The sequence below is a fragment of the Mycolicibacterium baixiangningiae genome (genome assembly GCF_016313185.1).
GTDB classification, from domain to species: Bacteria; Actinomycetota; Actinomycetes; order Mycobacteriales; family Mycobacteriaceae; genus Mycobacterium; species Mycobacterium baixiangningiae.
This window is the reverse complement of record NZ_CP066218.1, coordinates 4,228,283-4,245,401: the sequence shown is the minus strand read 5'-3', so window position 1 is coordinate 4,245,401 and position 17,119 is coordinate 4,228,283. Positions and strand designations below refer to the sequence as shown.

The 17,119-nt window shown below is 68.3% G+C and carries 16 protein-coding genes; 1 reads left to right on the top strand and 15 read right to left on the bottom strand.

The features are described 5' to 3' along the window. Positions 1-28: 28 nt before the first annotated feature. Positions 29-769 (top strand): SDR family NAD(P)-dependent oxidoreductase, encoded by a 741-nt coding sequence (locus I7X18_RS20110; protein WP_193043772.1) that lies wholly within the window; start codon positions 29-31, stop codon positions 767-769. A gap of 135 nt (positions 770-904) precedes the next feature. On the opposite strand, the gene I7X18_RS20105 is transcribed toward I7X18_RS20110, so the two are convergent. From I7X18_RS20105 to I7X18_RS20035, 15 genes are all read right to left on the bottom strand, one after another. Further along, a complete protein-coding gene (locus I7X18_RS20105; protein ID WP_193043771.1) occupies positions 905-1,678 on the bottom strand; it encodes an enoyl-CoA hydratase in 774 nt (257 codons plus the stop codon). A gap of 10 nt (positions 1,679-1,688) precedes the next feature. Next, positions 1,689-3,263, bottom strand: a complete 1,575-nt coding sequence (gene nuoN / locus I7X18_RS20100; RefSeq protein ID WP_193043770.1) for an NADH-quinone oxidoreductase subunit NuoN — start codon at positions 3,261-3,263, stop codon at positions 1,689-1,691. Beyond that, a complete protein-coding gene (locus I7X18_RS20095) occupies positions 3,260-4,822 on the bottom strand; it encodes an NADH-quinone oxidoreductase subunit M (RefSeq protein WP_193043769.1) in 1,563 nt (520 codons plus the stop codon). Before I7X18_RS20095 ends, nuoN begins: the two co-directional genes overlap by 4 nt. Then, complete coding sequence (gene nuoL / locus I7X18_RS20090) at positions 4,816-6,696, bottom strand: NADH-quinone oxidoreductase subunit L (RefSeq protein ID WP_193043768.1); 1,881 nt, start codon at positions 6,694-6,696, stop codon at positions 4,816-4,818. The genes I7X18_RS20095 and nuoL overlap by 7 nt, the downstream gene beginning before the upstream one ends. A 6-nt stretch (positions 6,697-6,702) precedes the next feature. Then, entirely contained in the window at positions 6,703-7,002 is a 300-nt protein-coding gene (gene nuoK / locus I7X18_RS20085; protein WP_193043767.1) for an NADH-quinone oxidoreductase subunit NuoK, read from the bottom strand. Further along, the gene (locus I7X18_RS20080) at positions 6,999-7,769 is read right to left on the bottom strand and encodes an NADH-quinone oxidoreductase subunit J (protein ID WP_193043766.1); all 771 of its coding nucleotides are present in this window, start codon (positions 7,767-7,769) and stop codon (positions 6,999-7,001) included. Before I7X18_RS20080 ends, nuoK begins: the two co-directional genes overlap by 4 nt. Further along, positions 7,766-8,290: an NADH-quinone oxidoreductase subunit NuoI gene (gene nuoI, locus I7X18_RS20075; RefSeq protein WP_193043765.1), complete on the bottom strand. Its 525-nt coding sequence runs from the start codon at positions 8,288-8,290 to the stop codon at positions 7,766-7,768. The genes I7X18_RS20080 and nuoI overlap by 4 nt, the downstream gene beginning before the upstream one ends. Further along, complete coding sequence (gene nuoH, locus I7X18_RS20070; protein ID WP_193043764.1) at positions 8,283-9,509, bottom strand: NADH-quinone oxidoreductase subunit NuoH; 1,227 nt, start codon at positions 9,507-9,509, stop codon at positions 8,283-8,285. The genes nuoI and nuoH overlap by 8 nt, the downstream gene beginning before the upstream one ends. Continuing rightward, the gene (locus I7X18_RS20065; RefSeq protein WP_193043763.1) at positions 9,506-11,899 is read right to left on the bottom strand and encodes an NADH-quinone oxidoreductase subunit G; all 2,394 of its coding nucleotides are present in this window, start codon (positions 11,897-11,899) and stop codon (positions 9,506-9,508) included. The genes nuoH and I7X18_RS20065 overlap by 4 nt, the downstream gene beginning before the upstream one ends. A gap of 107 nt (positions 11,900-12,006) precedes the next feature. Beyond that, a complete protein-coding gene (nuoF, locus tag I7X18_RS20060; RefSeq protein ID WP_193043762.1) occupies positions 12,007-13,323 on the bottom strand; it encodes an NADH-quinone oxidoreductase subunit NuoF in 1,317 nt (438 codons plus the stop codon). Continuing rightward, complete coding sequence (gene nuoE, locus I7X18_RS20055; RefSeq protein WP_193043761.1) at positions 13,320-14,165, bottom strand: NADH-quinone oxidoreductase subunit NuoE; 846 nt, start codon at positions 14,163-14,165, stop codon at positions 13,320-13,322. The genes nuoF and nuoE overlap by 4 nt, the downstream gene beginning before the upstream one ends. Continuing rightward, positions 14,162-15,502 (bottom strand): NADH dehydrogenase (quinone) subunit D, encoded by a 1,341-nt coding sequence (gene nuoD / locus I7X18_RS20050; protein ID WP_193043760.1) that lies wholly within the window; start codon positions 15,500-15,502, stop codon positions 14,162-14,164. The genes nuoE and nuoD overlap by 4 nt, the downstream gene beginning before the upstream one ends. Beyond that, positions 15,502-16,197: an NADH-quinone oxidoreductase subunit C gene (locus I7X18_RS20045; RefSeq protein ID WP_193043759.1), complete on the bottom strand. Its 696-nt coding sequence runs from the start codon at positions 16,195-16,197 to the stop codon at positions 15,502-15,504. The genes nuoD and I7X18_RS20045 overlap by 1 nt, the downstream gene beginning before the upstream one ends. Further along, positions 16,194-16,748: a NuoB/complex I 20 kDa subunit family protein gene (locus I7X18_RS20040; protein WP_193043758.1), complete on the bottom strand. Its 555-nt coding sequence runs from the start codon at positions 16,746-16,748 to the stop codon at positions 16,194-16,196. Before I7X18_RS20040 ends, I7X18_RS20045 begins: the two co-directional genes overlap by 4 nt. After that, a complete protein-coding gene (locus tag I7X18_RS20035; RefSeq protein ID WP_193043757.1) occupies positions 16,739-17,113 on the bottom strand; it encodes an NADH-quinone oxidoreductase subunit A in 375 nt (124 codons plus the stop codon). Before I7X18_RS20035 ends, I7X18_RS20040 begins: the two co-directional genes overlap by 10 nt. Between the last annotated feature and the right edge of the window lie 6 nt (positions 17,114-17,119).

The following is a 17,119-nucleotide window of genomic DNA, read 5'->3' as shown; positions in this document are numbered from 1 at the left end:
GACACGCCAACCGCGCCACCGTGGGCTCATGAGCACCACTGCCAGAGTCGCCCTGGTCACCGGCGGCAACAAGGGAATCGGCCACCACATTGTCGGCCAACTCGCGCAGCACGGAGTCCACGTCTATCTGGCTGCCCGAGATGCCGCCCGCGGCCGAGCGGCATCCGGCATGCTGACCGAGCGGGGACTCGACGTGCGATTCGTCCAGATCGACGTTACCGATGCCCCGTCGGTGCTCGCGGCCGCCGAACAGGTGGGCCGGGAGAGCGGCCGGCTGGACATCCTGGTCAACAATGCCGCCATCACCAGCGGGCTGGATCCCGCATCGAAGGTGACCGTCGAAGATCTTCGACGTACGTTCGAGACCAACGTCTTCGGGGCGGTGACCGTCACCAACGCATTCCTGCCGTTGCTCCGCATGTCGAGTTCGCCCCGGATCGTCAACGTCTCGAGCGGGATGGGATCGATCGCACTGATGGCTGACCCCGACATCGAGCTGACGAAGTTGAACCAGGCTGCCTATCAAGCGTCCAAAGCCGCATTGAATGCACTGACCGTGCTGTACGCCAACGAGTTCTGTGCGTACGGCATCAAAGTGAACGCTGTCTGCCCGGGCTACCGGGCGACCGAACTCAACGGCGGGCTGCCCACCCCAGGGGCCGGCGATCCGGCAGACGGCGCCAAGGTGGCAGTGACCATGGCCATGATCGACGACAACGGTCCGACGGCTCAGTTTCTCGGTGACACCGGCGCCATCTACCCGTGGTGACACCCAGTCGTCACAGGAGCGCCCAGTGCGTCGGCTGGCCCCACCGCCGCGGTTGCCGTCGCCCGGTGTGCGGTGCGATCCGCCGCGACCGGCGTGTCGCGTATGAAACCGCACAATCGCGGTGGGTGACGTGACCTAGTCGGAGCTGATCTGGGCGCGGTTGCGTGCCGTCACACTGTCGAATCGCGCGCCGAGACCGCTGAGGTCGCGGTCCTGCGCGCCTGCGATGTCCTGTTCGGCGGCCAGCGCGGGAGAGATGACTCCGTCGGTCCCGCGCCGGTAGATCTCCTTGAGCCCAATTATCGTGGCCGCCGGCACCTCGGCGATCTGACCGGCCAACTCGAACGCGCGGTCGAGCAGTCGGTCGTGGGCGACGACCTCGGTCACCAAACCGATACTCTCCGCCCGCGCCGCATCGACCACCTCGCCGGTCATCGACAACCGCCGCGCCATCGCGGCGCCGACGACCTGCGGCAGCCGCGCCGTCATCCCACCGCCGGGCAGGATGCCGACGCGGGCGTGGGTGTCGGCGAACACCGCACGCTCCGAGGCGATCAGGAAGTCGCAGCCCAGCGCCATCTCGAGGCCGCCGGTGAACACCGCGCCGTTGACGGCCCCGACGATCGGCGTGCGCATCTCCGCGACCCGCGCGATGCAACTCTGCGACTGGAATTCGGCGAAGTAGTCCGCGCCGTCGCGGGCGGCCTCCTTGAGGTCCACACCGGCGCAGAACGCCGGGTCGGCGCCGGTCAGCACCACCGCGCGCGCCGAATCGTCGGCGTCGGCGTCGGACAGCGCGGTGTACAGAGCCCGAATGAGGTCGCGGCTGAGCGCATTTCGGGCCGCCGCCCGGTTCATGGTCAGCAGTCGAACGGGGCCGACGTCGGCCACCAGCACAAGCGACGTCATGACAGGCACGCTAACGCAGGAACTGGTCGGCGCTGTTGGCCAGGTCGAGCACCGGCTGGGGCAGGGCGCCGAGGGCCAGCGTCACCGCCGCGGTGACGGTGACGGCCGCGGTGGTCAACCCGCTGGGTACGACGATCTGCGGCGGGTCGGCCGGCGGGTCGGTGAAGAACATCAAGACGATGACGCGCACGTAGAAGTAGGCGGCGACCGCGCTGGCGATGACGCCGACCACCACGAGCGGTATCGCGCCGCCCTCGCCCGCCGCTTTGAACACCGCGAACTTGCTGACGAAGCCGCTGGTCAACGGAATTCCGGCGAACGCCAGCAGAAACAGCGAGAACACCGCGCCGACGAGGGGATTGCGTCTGCCGAGCCCTGCCCAGCGGGCCATCGCCGTGTCCTCCTCGCCGTCGGCGTCGCGCACGAAACCGACCACCGCGAATGCCCCGACTGTGGAGAACCCGTAGGCGAACAGATAGAACAGCACCGACGACAGGCCCGGCCGGTTCTCGGCGATCACGCCGGTGAGGATGAACCCCGAGTGGGCGATCGCCGAATAGGCCAGCATCCGCTTGACGTCGGTCTGCGTCACCGCCGTCACGGTGCCGACCACCATGGTCAGGATCGCAATCGCCCACAGCACCGGGCGCCAGTCGGCGCGCAGTTCGGGCAACGCCACGTAGAAGATCCGCAGCATCGCGCCGAACGCCGCGATCTTGGTGGCGGCCGCCATGAACGCGGTCACCGGAGTCGGTGCGCCCTGATAGACGTCGGGGATCCACGAGTGGAAGGGCGCGGCACCGACTTTGAACAGGACCCCAACCAGGATCAGGCCGGTGCCGGTCAACGCCACCGAGGTCCTGCCGGTGCCCTCGGAGACCACCGCGGCGATTCCCCGCAGGTCGAGTGTCCCGGCGTACCCGTAGAGCATCGCGGCGCCGTAGAGGAAGAACGCCGAGGAGAACGCGCCGAGCAGGAAGTACTTCAGCGCCGCCTCCTGGGAGAGCAGGCGCCGGCGGCGGGCGAGCCCGCACAGCAGGTACAGCGGTAGCGAGAGCACCTCGAGTGCGATGAACATGGTGAGCAGATCGTCGGCCGCGGGGAACAGCAGCATGCCGGCGACGGCGAACATGGTCAGCGGGAACACCTCGGTCTGCGCCACCCCGGCGCGGGTGGCGACCCGTTCGGCCACGCTGCCCGGCACCGCCGAGGCCTGCGGTGTGAATGCGTCGAGTCCCGTTGCGCTGTCGTCGTTCTCGGCTCCGGACGGGTTGCTGCGTTCGGCGATCAGCAGGATTCCGAGTACGGCGACGATCAGGATGGTGCCCTGCAGGAACAGTGCGGGCCGGTCGATCGCCACCGATCCCATGACGGCGGACCGGCCGACCTCACCCGACAGTTGCCGGGCCAGGATGACGACGGCGGCGAGCGCGCCCACCGTGGCCGCGAGCGCGAGCGTGACCTGGGCGGCGTAACGGCTGCGTCGGGGCAGGAACGCTTCGATCAGCACCCCGGCGATCGCGGCGCCGACCACGATGAGCATGGGGGAGAGCAGACCGTATTCGACGGTGGGGGTGGGAATCACGGGGTGGCCCCCTCTGCCAGCGTCGGCGCCGGGTCGGGCTGGTTGATGGTCGCGAGCGTGTGTCCGACCGCCGGATCGATCACGTCGAGCGCCGGTTTCGGATAGATCCCCAACACCAGCAGCAGCGCGATGAGCGGGGCGACGACGGCGAGTTCGCGGGGTACCAGGTCGCGCAGCCGTTCGTTGCCTTCCTTCACCGGTCCGGTCATCATCCGCTGGTACATCCACAGCACGTAGATCGCGGAGAGCACCAAAGCGGTGGCGGCGAGCACGGCGAGTACGGGGTATCGGGTGAATGTGCCGATGAGCACCAGGAATTCACTGATGAACGGCGCCAGACCGGGCAGCGACAACGTGGCCAACCCCGCGATGAGGAAGGTGCCCGCCAGCACCGGCGCCACCTTCTGCACACCGCCGTAGGAGGCGATGAGCCGCGACCCCCGGCGCGAGACGAGGAAGCCGGCGATGAGGAACAGTGCCGCGGTGGAGATCCCGTGGTTCACCATGTACAGCGCCGAACCGGACTGGCCCTGGCTCGTCATGACGAAGATGCCCAAAATGATGAACCCGAAGTGTGAGATCGACGTGTACGCGATCAGCCGCATCATGTCGGTCTGGCCGATCGCGACCACCGCGCCGTAGATGATGCCGACCACCGCGAGCGTGATGATCAAGGGACGGAACAGCGTTGCGGCGTCGGGGAACAACTGCAGGCAGTAGCGGAGCATGCCGAAGGTGCCGACCTTGTCCATCACCGCCATCATCAACACCGCACTGGCGGGGGTGGCTTCGACGGCGGCGTCGGGCAACCAGCGGTGCAACGGCCACAGCGGTGCCTTGACCGCGAAGGCGAACATGAACCCGAGGAACATCAAGTTGAGCACCGCGGGGTCCACCCCGAAGTCCCCGGCGGCCACCGCCGACACGATCGCCCGGAAGTCGAAGGTGCCGCCACCGAATGCGTCGCTGCCCGCTGTGGTGACGTACAGCCCGATCACCGCCGCCAGCATGATCAGCCCGCCGAACAGGTTGTACAGCAGGAACTTCACCGCGGCCTTGGACGCGGCGACACGGTCGGCCCCGAACCCGCCGATGAGGAAGTACATCGGGATCAGCATGGCTTCGAAGAACACGTAGAACAGCAGCACGTCGAGGGCTACCAGCGACATGAACACCATGCCCTCGACCGCGAGTGTCAGCGCGAGGTAGGTGTGGACCGAACGGCCCTGCGGTGCGGTGTCGGCGTCGTTCCACCCCGCGATGATGAGCAGCGGGACGAGCACCGCGGTCAGCACGATCAGGGCCAGGGCGATGCCGTCCACGCCCAGGATGTAACCGGTGCCGAACGACGGTATCCAGGGGCGTGATTCGACGAACTGGTACTGCTCCCCGCCGGGGTCGAAGCCGACGGCGACGACCGCGGTGACTCCCAGCGCCAGCAGCGACACCGCGAGCGCGACCCACTTCGCCAGCGTGCGACGGCCGCCCGGGACCAGCATCACCGCGCCGGCGCCGACGATCGGCGCCGCCCACAGCACGCTCAGCCACGGCGTCACCACAGGTTCACCACCAGGATCGCCGCCACGATGAGCGCGGCACCGCCGAGCATGCCCAGCGCGTAGGACCGCGCGAATCCGGTTTGCAGACGGCGCAATCCGTCCGACGCCCGGCCCACCAGCGTGGCGAGCCCGGTCGCGGCGCCGTCCACGGCGCGGTCGTCCACGGTCACCACAGCTGCCGTGAAAGCCTGACCGGGCCGCATGAACACGCCTTCGTTGAACGTATCGCCGTACAGGTCGCGGCGCGCGGCGACCGTGAGGGCCGAACCCGCGGGGACGTCGGCGGGCACCGCACGCGTCGCGTACATGCGGTAGGCGATCGCGATACCCACGGCGACGACCGACAGGATCAGCACGGTGGCCACCACCACCGGCACCGCGTGTGCCTCCTCGTGCGTGCCGACCACCGGTTCCAGCCAGTGCGAGAGTGTCCCGCCGATCGCCAGCAGCCCGCCCGACGCCACGGACCCGATCGCGAGCACGATCATCGGACCGGTCATCACCGCCGGCGCCTCGTGCGGGCTCGCCCCGGGAGCCCAGCGCTTCTCACCGAAGAACGTCATCAGCATCACCCGCGTCATGTAAAACGCGGTGATGCCGGCACCGAGGATCGCCGCACCGCCGAGGGACCAGCCCTTCACGCCACCGGCACCCAGCGCGGCTTCGATGATGCCGTCCTTGGAGAAGAACCCGGCCAGCGGCGGCACCCCGATGATGGCCAGGTAGCCGAGTCCGAAGGTGGCGAACGTGACCGGCAGCGCCTTGCGCAGACCGCCGTACCGGCGCATGTCCACCTCGTCGTTCATCGCGTGCATGACCGATCCGGCGCCGAGGAACAGGCCGGCCTTGAAGAACCCGTGGGTGAGCAGGTGCATGATCGCGAAGGCGTATCCGGCGGGGCCGAGTCCGGCGGCCAGCACCATGTAGCCGATCTGGCTCATGGTGGATGCGGCCAGCGCCTTCTTGATGTCGTCCTTGGCGCAGCCGATGATCGCCCCGTACAGCAGCGTCACGGCGCCCACGATCACGACGGCCGTTTGCGCGGTCGGGGCGGCGTCGAAGATCGGGCCGGAACGCACGATCAGGTACACCCCTGCGGTGACCATCGTGGCGGCGTGGATCAGCGCCGACACCGGCGTCGGCCCCTCCATCGCGTCACCCAGCCAGGACTGCAACGGCACCTGGGCCGACTTGCCGCAGGCGCCGAGGAGGAGCAGCAGACCGATCGCGGTGAGCGTGCCCTCTCCGAGTTGCGCCGCGGCGCCGAAGACTCCGGCGAACGACACCGACCCGACGGTGGCGAACATGACCATCAGCGCGATCGCCAACCCCATGTCGCCGACGCGGTTGACGATGAACGCTTTCTTCGCGGCCGTCGCCGCCGACGGCTTGTGCGACCAGAACCCGATCAGCAGATACGACGCGAGGCCCACGCCCTCCCACCCGACGTAGAGGCCGAGATAGTTGTCCGCCAGCACCAGCAGCAGCATCGCGGCCAGGAACAGGTTGAGGTAGGCGAAGAACCGCCTGCGTCCGGGGTCGTCGGCCATGTAGCCGATCGAGTAGATGTGGATCAGCGAGCCCACCCCGGTGATCAGCAGGACGAAACACACCGACAGCTGGTCGAGGTGCAGGCCGAAATCGACCTGCAGTTCGCCGACCGGCACCCACGAGAACAGGTTCTCGTGGACGGCGCGGTCCTCGGCGGGGCGGCCGAGCATGCCGGTGAACAGCACCGCGCCCACGACGAACGAGGCGACCGCCGCGGCGGTGCCGAGCAGATGACCCCACCGGTCGGAGCGGCGCCCCGCCAGCAGCAGGACGACGGCACCGGCCAGGGGAAGCGCGATGAGCAGCCACACTCCAGTGGTCATCGGCGCTCAATGCCTCAGCAGATTGGCGTCGTCGACCGAAGCCGACCGGCGGGCCCGGTAGATCGTCATGATGATGGCGAGCCCGATCACCACCTCACAGGCGGCCACCACCATCGTGAAGAAGGCCACCACCTGGCCGTCCAGCTGACCGTGCATACGTGAGAACGCCACGAATGCGAGGTTGGCCGCATTGAGCATCAACTCCACACACATGAACACGACGATGACGTTGCGGCGCAACAGCACTCCCGCGGCGCCGATGGTGAACAGCAGCGCGGACAGGTAGAGGTAGTTGTCGGGGTTCACGACCGGCCGTTCCTTCCCTCATCCGAGGGGGGCACCGCGCGGGGGTGCAGGATCGTGCTCACCGACGACTTCGCCCCGCTGCCGTCCGGCAGCCGACCGGGCATGTCGACGGCGTTGTGGCGCGCGTACACACCGGGATTCGGCATCGGGGTGGCATGCCCGCCGTCCTGGAAGCGTTCGATGGACAGCTCCCGCTGAGTCTTGCGGTGTTCGAAGCGTTCGCGATGTGCCAGGACCATCGCGCCCAGCGCCGCGGTGATCAGCAGGGCGCCGGTGAGCTCGAACGCCCACAGGTAACGGGTGAAGATGAGTGCCGCCAACCCTTCGACGTTGCCGCCGCTGTTGGCGTCGGGCAGCCCGGTGAAACCAGCAGTCGAGACGGTGCCGATACCCGCGATCAGCAGCACCCCAAATCCGATGCCGATGACGATCGCCGCCACCCGTTGTCCCCGAATCGTTTCCACCAGGGACTCCGACGAGTCCACGCCGACGAGCATCAGCACGAACAGGAACAGCATCATCACGGCGCCGGTGTAGACCACCACCTGCACCACCCCGAGGAACAGCGCCTCCTGGGCGATGTAGAGCACGGCGAGCGAGATCATCGTGGCCGCGAGGAAGATCGCCGAATACACCGCCTTCGGCGCGGACACCACACCGATCGCCCCGATCAGCGCGATGCCCCCGACGATCCAGAACACGACGGCCTCGGTGGTGGAGGTACGTGCTGCGCCGTCCGCGGCGAGCACCAGCATGTCCGGGGTCATGTGACGTCCTCGGTGACCGGTCCGACCTGGCCCAGGTAGTAGTCGTCATCGGTGGCGCCGTGCGCCATGGGGTGCGGCGGTGCCTGCATGCCTTCGCCCAGCGGCGCGAGCAGTTTGTCCTTGCCCCAGATGAGGTCCGCGCGGTTATCGTCGGCCATCTCGTACTCATTGGTCATGGTCAGCGCCCGCGTCGGGCACGCCTCGATGCACAGACCGCAGCCGATGCAGCGCAGATAGTTGATCTGGTAGACGCGGCCGTAACGTTCACCGGGGGAATAGCGTTCGTCGACGGTGTTGTCGGCGCCTTCGACGTAGATGGCGTCGGCGGGACAGGCCCAGGCGCACAGTTCGCACCCGATGCACTTCTCGAGGCCGTCGGGGTAGCGGTTGAGTTGGTGACGGCCGTGATACCGGGGTGCGACCGGGCCGGGCTTCTCCGGATACTCCTCGGTGATCGGCTTCTTGAACATGGTGCCGAACGTGACGGCGAAGCCGGCGACGGCGTCCCAGAGCTTAGGCATCGGTTGTCTCCCTGGTGGCCTCGGGTATCGGCGGAATGGGGAAGATGTCCGCGGAGGTGCGGTCGGGCACGGTGCGGTCGGCACGGAACCGCATGGTGCGCCACAGGACGGCGGTGAGCAGGAATGTCGCGACGGTGCCGGCGATGAGCAGGCCGCGGGCCCACCCGTCGTACCCCTGGTCGCGCACGGCGTGTGCGGTGGCGACGACCATGATCCACGCCAGGGACACCGGAATCAGCATCTTCCACCCGATCGCCATGAACTGGTCGTAGCGCAACCGCGGCAGCGTGCCCCGCAGCCAGATGAAGACGAACAGGAACACCCACACTTTCGCGGTGAACCACAGCAGCGGCCACCACCCGGAGTTGGCGCCGTCCCACATGCTGATCGGCCACGGGGCGTGCCAGCCGCCGAGGAACATCGTGGTGGCGAGCGCCGACACCGTCGTCATGTTGACGTATTCGGCGAGCATGAACATCGCGAACTTCAGCGACGAGTACTCGGTGTGGAAACCGCCGACCAGTTCGCCCTCGGCTTCGGGGAGATCGAAAGGTGCCCGGTTGGTTTCACCGACCATCGCCATCACGTAGACCAGGAAAGACGGCAGTAGCAGGAATACGTACCAGGTTCCGTGCTGTGCGGCGACGATGCCGGAGGTCGACATCGTGCCGGCGTAGAGGAACACGGTGGCGAACGACAATGCCATCGCGATCTCGTACGACACCACCTGCGCACTCGAACGTAGCCCGCCGAGAAGCGGATACGTCGACCCGGACGCCCAGCCCGCGAGCACGATGCCGTACACCCCAACGGAGGTGACGGCGAGGATGTAGAGCACCGCGACCGCGAGATCGGTCAATTGCAGTGGGGTGCGGTGGCCGAACACCGACACCTCGCCGCCCATCGGGATCACGGCGAACGCCATGAAAGCCGGGATGACCGAGATGACCGGGGCGAGCAGGTAGATGGGTCTGTCAACGCCTGCCGGTGTGAGACCCTCCTTGAGGGCCAGTTTGATGCCGTCGGCCAGGGACTGCAGCAGCCCCTTGGGGCCGACCCGGTTCGGGCCGAACCGCATCTGCATGCGGCCCAGCACCTTCCGCTCGATCAGGATGGCCGACAGCACGGTCAGTAGCAGGAACACGAACACGCCGACGGCCTTGGCGAGGATCAGCCACCAGGGGTCGTGACCGAAGAGGGTGGGGTCGGGGTAGGTCACGAGGCGGCCCGGCCGATCGACACGACGGCGCCAATGCTCACCCCGAGTTGGCGATGCACCTGCGAGCCCGCGGAGTTCAACGGCAGCCAGACGACGTCGTCGGGCATGTCGGTCACCGCCAGCGCAAGCGTGATCTGCCCGCGCTGGGTGCTGACGGTGACCGGATCACCGGGTGTCGCCCCGATGTCGTCGGCGGTACGCGGGGACAGCCGGACGACGGCGGCCGGCGCGGTGCCGGCGAGGTGCGGTTCCCCGTTCTGCATCCGTCCGAGGTCCAGGAGCATCCGCCAGCCCGCCAGCACCGCCTGACCGGGGCCGGGCTCCGGCGGGGCCGTCGCCTCGTGCCGGAGCGCTGCGCGCGGCCCGTCCCACCATCCGAGCCGGGCCAGTTCCGCGCCCGCGGCGGGTGCGTCCGGCAGGCCGAGGTCGACTCCCAGCTCGTCGGCGAGGAAGTGCAGCACCCGCAGATCGGGAATCGCGTTGCTGCGCAACGCCGGTCCGAAGGGACGCAGCCGCCCCTCCCAGTCGAGGAACGCGCCGCCCTTCTCGGCGACCGGCGCCACCGGGAACACCACATCGGCGGACCGGGTGACATCGCTCTCGCGGACCTCGAGACTGACCACGAACGGCGTCGCCGCCAGCGCGGCGAGCGCGGCGTCCGGGTCGGGCAGGTCGGCCGGCTCGACACCGCCGACCACCAACGCGCCCAGGGCCCCGGATCGTGCCGCGTCGAGGATTCCGCCGGTGTCGCGGCCCTGGGTGCCCGGCAGCGCGTTGGTGTGCCAGGCCGCCGCCAGCTCGGCGCGGGCCGCGGTGTCGGCGACCGGACGGCCGCCGGGAAGCAGCGTGGGCAGCGCGCCGGCCTCCACGGCGCCGCGCTCACCGGCGCGCCGCGGAATCCACGCCAGCCGCGCACCTGTCGTGGCCGCCAGCCGCGCCGCGGCGGTCAATGCGCCCGGTGCGGTGGCCAACCGCTCGCCGACGAGGATGACCGCACCGGGTAGCGCCAGCAGAGCCTCGTCGGCCAACCCCTCGAGGGCGGCCGCTTCACCGCCGGGCGCTGCGGCGACGAGCCGGCCGGCCAGCTTGGTCAGCCCGCGGCCGGCGAACGGCGCGACGGAGAGCACCTGAAGCCCGTGTTTGCGAACCGCCTTGCGCAGCCGCAGGAACACGATCGGCGATTCGTCCTCGGGTTCGAACCCCGCCAGCAGCACCGCCGGCGCGTTCTCCAGGTCGGAGTAGGTGACCTCCATCGGACGGCCCGCGACATGGGCGGCGAGGAAATCGGCCTCCTCGGCACTGTGTGGTCGCACGCGGAAGTCGACGTCGTTGGTGTCGAGCACCATTCGGGCGAACTTCGCGTAGGCGTACGCGTCCTCGACGGTGGCCCGGCCGCCGACCACCACACCCGACCGGCCTTCCGCGGCGGCCAGTCCGGCCGCCGCCACGGCGAGCGCCTCCGGCCACGACGCCGGCCGCAGCGTGCCGTGGGTGTCGCGGACGTGCGGTGTGGTGATCCGGTCGCCCACGGTCGGGTAGGTGAAGGCCCAGCGGCCCTTGTCGCAGTTCCATTCCTCGTTGACCTGCGGGTCGTCACCGGCCAACCGGCGCAACACCTTTCCGCGGCGGTGGTCGGTGCGCTGTGCGCACCCGGAGGCGCAGTGCTCGCAGACGCTGGGGCTCGACACCAGGTCGAAGGGCCGGGCGCGGAACCGGTATGCGGTCCCGGTGAGCGCACCGACCGGGCAGATCTGCACCGTGTTGCCGGAGAAGTAGGACTGGAACGGCTCACCGGGCGCGATGCCGACCTGTTGCAGCGCACCGCGTTCCAGCAGCTCGATGAACGGGTCACCGGCGATCTGCTGGGAGAACCGGGTGCACCGCGCGCACAGCACGCAACGCTCGCGGTCCAGCAGCACCTGGGAGCTGATGTTGATCGGTTTCGGGAACGTGCGTTTGACGTCGGTGAACCGGGTTTCGGCGCGGCCGTTGGACATGGCCTGGTTCTGCAGCGGGCATTCACCGCCCTTGTCGCAGACCGGGCAGTCGAGCGGGTGGTTGATCAGCAGCAGTTCCATGACGCCGCGCTGGGCCTTGTCGGCTGCCTCCGAGCTGAACTGGGTGTGCACCACCATGTCCTGGCTCACCGTGGTGGTGCAGGACGCCATCGGTTTGCGCTGGCCCTCGACCTCGACGAGGCACTGCCGGCATGCCCCCACGGGGTCGAGCAACGGGTGGTCGCAGAAGCGGGGGATCTGGACGCCGATCAATTCGGCGGCACGGATCACCAACGTGCCCTTCGGCACGCTGACCGTGGCGCCGTCGATGGTCAGTTCCACCATGTCGACCGGTGGTGCGCTCGGCGTGCCCGTATCGGCGGTCTGCGTCATCTAGGCCCCCACCTCTCGTCCGCCGCGAATGTGCGGTTTCGTACGCATAGCGCGGCGTGTCGCGGATGACACCGCACACTCGGCGAGCGCGGTGTCGTTCGGAGCGCTCACACCCCCACCTCCCGTCCCGCCATCAGCGTCGAGGCGTGCGGGTCGAACGGGCAGCCGCCTTTGAGGTGCGCGAGATACTCGTCGCGGAAGAATTTGATCGACGAGATGATCGGGCTCGCCGCACCGTCTCCCAACGCGCAGAACGACTTCCCGAGAAGGGTGTCGGAGATGTCGAGCAGCTTGTCGACGTCGGCCTCGGTGGCGGCGCCACTCTCGAGGCGGGCATAGATCTGCGTGAGCCAGTAGGTGCCTTCGCGACACGGCGTGCATTTACCGCAGGATTCGTGGGCGTAGAACTGCGTCCAGCGGCGTACGGCGCGCACCACGCAGGTGGTCTCGTCGAAGATCTGCAGCGCCTTGGTGCCCAGCATCGACCCCACCGAGGCCATCCCCTCGTAATCGAGGGGCACGTCGAGGTGTTCACCGGTCAGCAGCGGCGTCGACGACCCGCCCGGCGTCCAGAACTTCAGCTCGTGCCCCGGCCGGACACCGCCGGCGTAGGTGAGCAGCTCGCGCAGCGTGATCCCCAGCGGCGCCTCGTACTGACCCGGGCGGACGACGTGGCCCGACAGCGAATACAGCGTGAAGCCAGGCGATTTTTCCGACCCCATGGAACGGAACCAGTCGATGCCGCCCAGCAGGATCGGCGGCACACTCGCGATCGACTCGACGTTGTTGACCACGGTCGGGCACGCGTAGAGGCCGGCCACCGCGGGGAACGGCGGGCGCAGCCTGGGCTGGCCGCGACGGCCTTCGAGCGAGTCGAGCAGGGCGGTTTCCTCACCGCAGATGTACGCCCCGGCCCCCGCGTGCACGATCAGGTCGAGATCGAAGCCTGATCCGCAGATGTCGGTGCCCAGATACCCCGCCTCGTAGGCTTCGGCGACGGCGGCCTGCAGCCGCCGCAGCACCGGCACCACCTCGCCGCGGACGTAGATGAACGCGTGATGGGCCCGGATCGCGTAGGCGGCGATGATCGCCCCCTCCACGAGGAAGTGCGGCGTGGTCATCAGCAGCGGGATGTCCTTGCACGTCCCGGGTTCCGACTCGTCGGCGTTGACGACCAGATAGTGCGGTTTGGCGCCTGGCCCGTCGTCGCCCTGGGGTATGAACGACCACTTGGTGCCGGTGGGGAAACCCGCACCACCGCGTCCGCGCAGCCCCGAATCCTTGACGGTGGCGATGACGTCGTCGGGATCCATGCCCAGCGCCTGCTCCAGCGCGCGGTATCCGTCGTGCCGGCGGTAGGTATCCAGGGTCCACGGCTCCGGTTCGTCCCAGAACCGGCTCAGCACCGGGGTGAGGGCGGTCATGGGGCCGACCCGTTGACAGGTTTGCCCGGCACGTTCTCCGTGGGCGCGGGCGCGGGTTCGTCCCTGGTGGCGTCGGCCGCCTCGGTGACCCTCGGATCCGGTTGTGTGCCTTCACTGTCGGCGCTCGCAGGATCCGGGGCGGACATTCCGTTCGCGCGCGCCACCCGCAGCCCGGCCAGCGTCGCATCACCCGTGCCGCCGGGGTTGGTGACTGTCCGCGGGTCGACGAGCCCGGCGAGTGTGCGCGCGGTCTCCCGGAACGTGCACAGCGGCGCGCCACGAGTGGGTGTGGCGGCGTCGCCGGCGCGCAGCGCATCGACGAGCTCACGTGCTGATTCCGGCGTCTGGTTGTCGAAGAACTCCCAATTCACCATGAGCACCGGTGCGTAGTCGCAGGCCGCGTTGCATTCGATGTGCTCCAGGGTGATCCGGCCGTCCCCGGTGGTCTGTCCGGCGTGCACGCCGAGATGGTCCTGCAGTGCGTCGAGAATCTCGTCGCCGCCCATGACCGCGCACAGTGTGTTGGTGCAGACCCCGACCAGGTAGTCACCCGCCGGGGTGCGCCGGTACATCGAGTAGAACGTCGCGACCGCCGTCACCTCGGCACCGCTCAATCCAAGCCGGCTGGCGCAGAACGCGATTCCCGCGGCGGTGAGGCACCCGTCCTCGGACTGCACCAGGTGCAGCAGCGGCAGCAGTGCCGACCGGTCCTGCGGATAACGCGCGATGATGCGGGCGGCGTCGTCGGCGAGGCGTGCGGTGACGTCAGCCGGATACGATCCGGGCCCGTTGATCGGCGGACCGGGTTCTTCCGGTCGCTGCCCGAGTTCGAGGAAGATCATCTATCCACCCCGCCCATGACGGGGTCGATCGAGGCGACGGCAGAGATCGCGTCGGCGACCATCCCGCCCTCACACATCGCCGCGACCGCCTGCAGATTCGTGAACGACGGGTCGCGGTAGTGGACGCGATACGGGCGCGTGCCGCCGTCGGAGACCATGTGCACCCCCAGCTCGCCGCGCGGCGATTCGACCGCCGTGTACACCTGCCCCGCCGGCACCCGGATGCCTTCTGTCACCAGCTTGAAGTGGTGGATCAGGCCCTCCATCGAATGTCCCATGATGCGGGCGATGTGCTCCGGTGAGTTCCCCAGACCGTCGGGTCCCAATGTGAGGTCGGCCGGCCACGCCAGCTTCTTGTCCTCGATCATGACCGGCCCGGGTTCGAGCCGGTCGACACACTGCGCGACGATCTTGAGCGATTCGCGCATCTCCTTGACCCGGATGAGGTAACGGCCGTAGGCGTCGCAGCCGTCGTCGGTGATCACGTCGAAGTCGTAGTTCTCGTAGCCGCAGTAGGGTTGCGCGCGGCGCAGATCGTGCGGCAGACCGGTCGAGCGCAGCACCGGGCCGGTGATGCCGAGCGCCATGCAGCCGGCCAGGTCGAGGTAGCCGATGCCCTGCGTGCGCGCCTTCCAGATGTAGTTCTCGTTGAGTAGGTTCTCCAGGTCGCGCAGTCGTCCGGGCAGCAGTGCGAGCAGTTCGCGGATGCGGGGCACAGCACCGTCGGGCAGGTCGGCGGCGAGGCCGCCCGGCCGGATGTAGGCGTGGTTCATCCGCAGCCCGGTGATCATCTCGAACACCGACAGGATCTCTTCGCGTTCCCGGAAGCCGTAGAACATCGCACTCATCGCACCGAGTTCCATACCGCCCGTCGCCAGCGCGACCAGATGCGATGAGATCCGGTTGAGTTCCATCAACATCACCCGGATCACGTTGACGCGCTCCGGGATCGCCTCGGTGACCCCGAGGAGTTTCTCCACGCCGAGGCAGTAGGCGGTTTCGTTGAAGAACGGTGACAGGTAATCCATCCGCGTGACGAAGGTGACGCCCTGCGTCCAGTTCCGGTACTCCAGGTTCTTCTCGATCCCGGTGTGCAGATAGCCGATGCCGCAACGGGCTTCGGTGATCGTCTCGCCCTCGATCTCGAGGATCAACCTCAGCACCCCGTGGGTCGACGGATGCTGCGGACCCATGTTGACGACGATGCGTTCGCCGGCCTGTGCCTGTTCGGCGGCGGCGATCACCTGTTCCCAGTCTTCGCCGCCGACCACCACGACGGTGTCGGTGCCGCTGCGCGCATCACCGCCCGCGGCGTGCGGGTCAGGGGGAGTGTTCATCAGTTGTAGGCCCTCCGCTCGTCGGGCGGTGGTATCCGGGCGCCGTGGTACTCGACGGGGATGCCGCCCAGCGGGTAGTCCTTGCGCTGTGGGTGCCCGACCCAGTCGTCGGGCATCTCGATCCGGGTGAGCGACGGGTGCCCGTCGAAGATGATGCCGAAGAAGTCGTAGGTCTCGCGCTCGTGCCAGTCGGTGGTCGGATACACCCCGAACAGGGACGGGATGTGCGGATCCCCGTCGGGGGCGGCCACTTCGAGCCGGATCCGCCGGTTGTGGGTGATGGACATCAGCGGGTAGACCGCGTGCAGTTCGCGGCCGGCGTCGGCTGGGTAGTGCACACCGCTGACCCCGAGGCACAGCTCGAACCGCAGGGCTGCGTCATCGCGCAGCGCACCGGCGACGGCAGGCAGTTGGGCACGGGCGATTTCGAGCGTCAGTTCGTCGCGGTACACGACGACGCGTTCGATCGACGCCTCGTAGCCGTCCTGTCCCAGCGCGTCGGTCAGCGCGTCGACGACCGCATCGAAATAGCCGCCGTAGGGGCGCGGTGAACCGCCCGGCAGCGCCACCGGCCGGATCAGCCTGCCGTACCCCGAGGTGTCCCCGGAGTCCCTGGCGCCGAACATCCCCCGGCGCACACCGATGATGTCGGGGTCGCCCGCGCCGTTCCCGGTGGCCTTGTCTGCCTCCGTCACCGCAGCAGGCCCTTCAGTTCGATCGTGGACGGCACGGCCAGCGCGGCCTGTTCGGCCGCCCGGACGGCCTCGTCCCGATTGACGCCGAGCGGCATCTGCTGAATCTTCTCGTGCAGCTTGATGATTGCGTGGAGCAGCATCTCCGGCCGCGGGGGACACCCGGGCAGATAGATGTCCACCGGGACGATGTGGTCGACACCCTGCACGATCGCGTAGTTGTTGAACATGCCGCCCGAGGATGCGCAGACTCCCATCGCCAGCACCCATTTCGGTTCGGCCATCTGGTCGTAGATCTGGCGCAGCACCGGTGCCATCTTCTGGCTGACCCGGCCGGCAACGATCATCAGATCGGCCTGCCGGGGTGTCGCCGAGAAGCGCTCCATCCCGAACCGGGAGATGTCGAACCTCGGCCCGGCGGTGGACATCATCTCGATCGCGCAGCAGGCGAGGCCGAACGTGGCGGGCCACAGCGAACCGCTGCGCACATAGCCCGCGACCTTCTCGACCGTCGACAACAGGATGCCGCCCGGCAACCGTTCCTCTAGTCCCAATTGAGCCCTCCCCGACGCCACACGTACGCGTAGGCCACGAACACGGTGAGCATGAACAACAGCATCTCGACGAGTGCGAACATGCCGAGGCTGTCGAATGCCACGGCCCACGGGTAGAGGAACACGATCTCGATGTCGAACACGATGAACAACATCGCCGTGAGGTAGTACTTGATCGGGAAACGCTGGCCCGTCGCCTGTGCGTTGGCGCCGGTCGGCGCCAACGGTTCGATGCCGCACTCGTAGGCCTCGAGTTTTGCCCGGTTGTAGCGCGTCGGACCGATCACCCCGGCGATCACCACCGACACCACTGCGAACACCGCCGCAATGGCGCCGAGCACCAGGATCGGCGTGTAGAGGTCCATACCGGC

Coding starts and splice junctions, on each gene's coding strand:
- I7X18_RS20110 (WP_193043772.1), top strand. CDS start 29: ATGAGCACCACTGCCAGAGTCGCCCTGGTCACCGGCGGCAACAAGGGA.
- I7X18_RS20105 (WP_193043771.1), bottom strand. CDS start 1,678: ATGACGTCGCTTGTGCTGGTGGCCGACGTCGGCCCCGTTCGACTGCTG.
- nuoL (WP_193043768.1), bottom strand. CDS start 6,696: ATGACCACTGGAGTGTGGCTGCTCATCGCGCTTCCCCTGGCCGGTGCC.
- I7X18_RS20080 (WP_193043766.1), bottom strand. CDS start 7,769: ATGACCCCGGACATGCTGGTGCTCGCCGCGGACGGCGCAGCACGTACC.
- nuoI (WP_193043765.1), bottom strand. CDS start 8,290: ATGCCTAAGCTCTGGGACGCCGTCGCCGGCTTCGCCGTCACGTTCGGC.
- I7X18_RS20065 (WP_193043763.1), bottom strand. CDS start 11,899: ATGACGCAGACCGCCGATACGGGCACGCCGAGCGCACCACCGGTCGAC.
- nuoF (WP_193043762.1), bottom strand. CDS start 13,323: ATGACCGCCCTCACCCCGGTGCTGAGCCGGTTCTGGGACGAACCGGAG.
- nuoE (WP_193043761.1), bottom strand. CDS start 14,165: ATGATCTTCCTCGAACTCGGGCAGCGACCGGAAGAACCCGGTCCGCCG.
- nuoD (WP_193043760.1), bottom strand. CDS start 15,502: ATGAACACTCCCCCTGACCCGCACGCCGCGGGCGGTGATGCGCGCAGC.
- I7X18_RS20035 (WP_193043757.1), bottom strand. CDS start 17,113: ATGGACCTCTACACGCCGATCCTGGTGCTCGGCGCCATTGCGGCGGTG.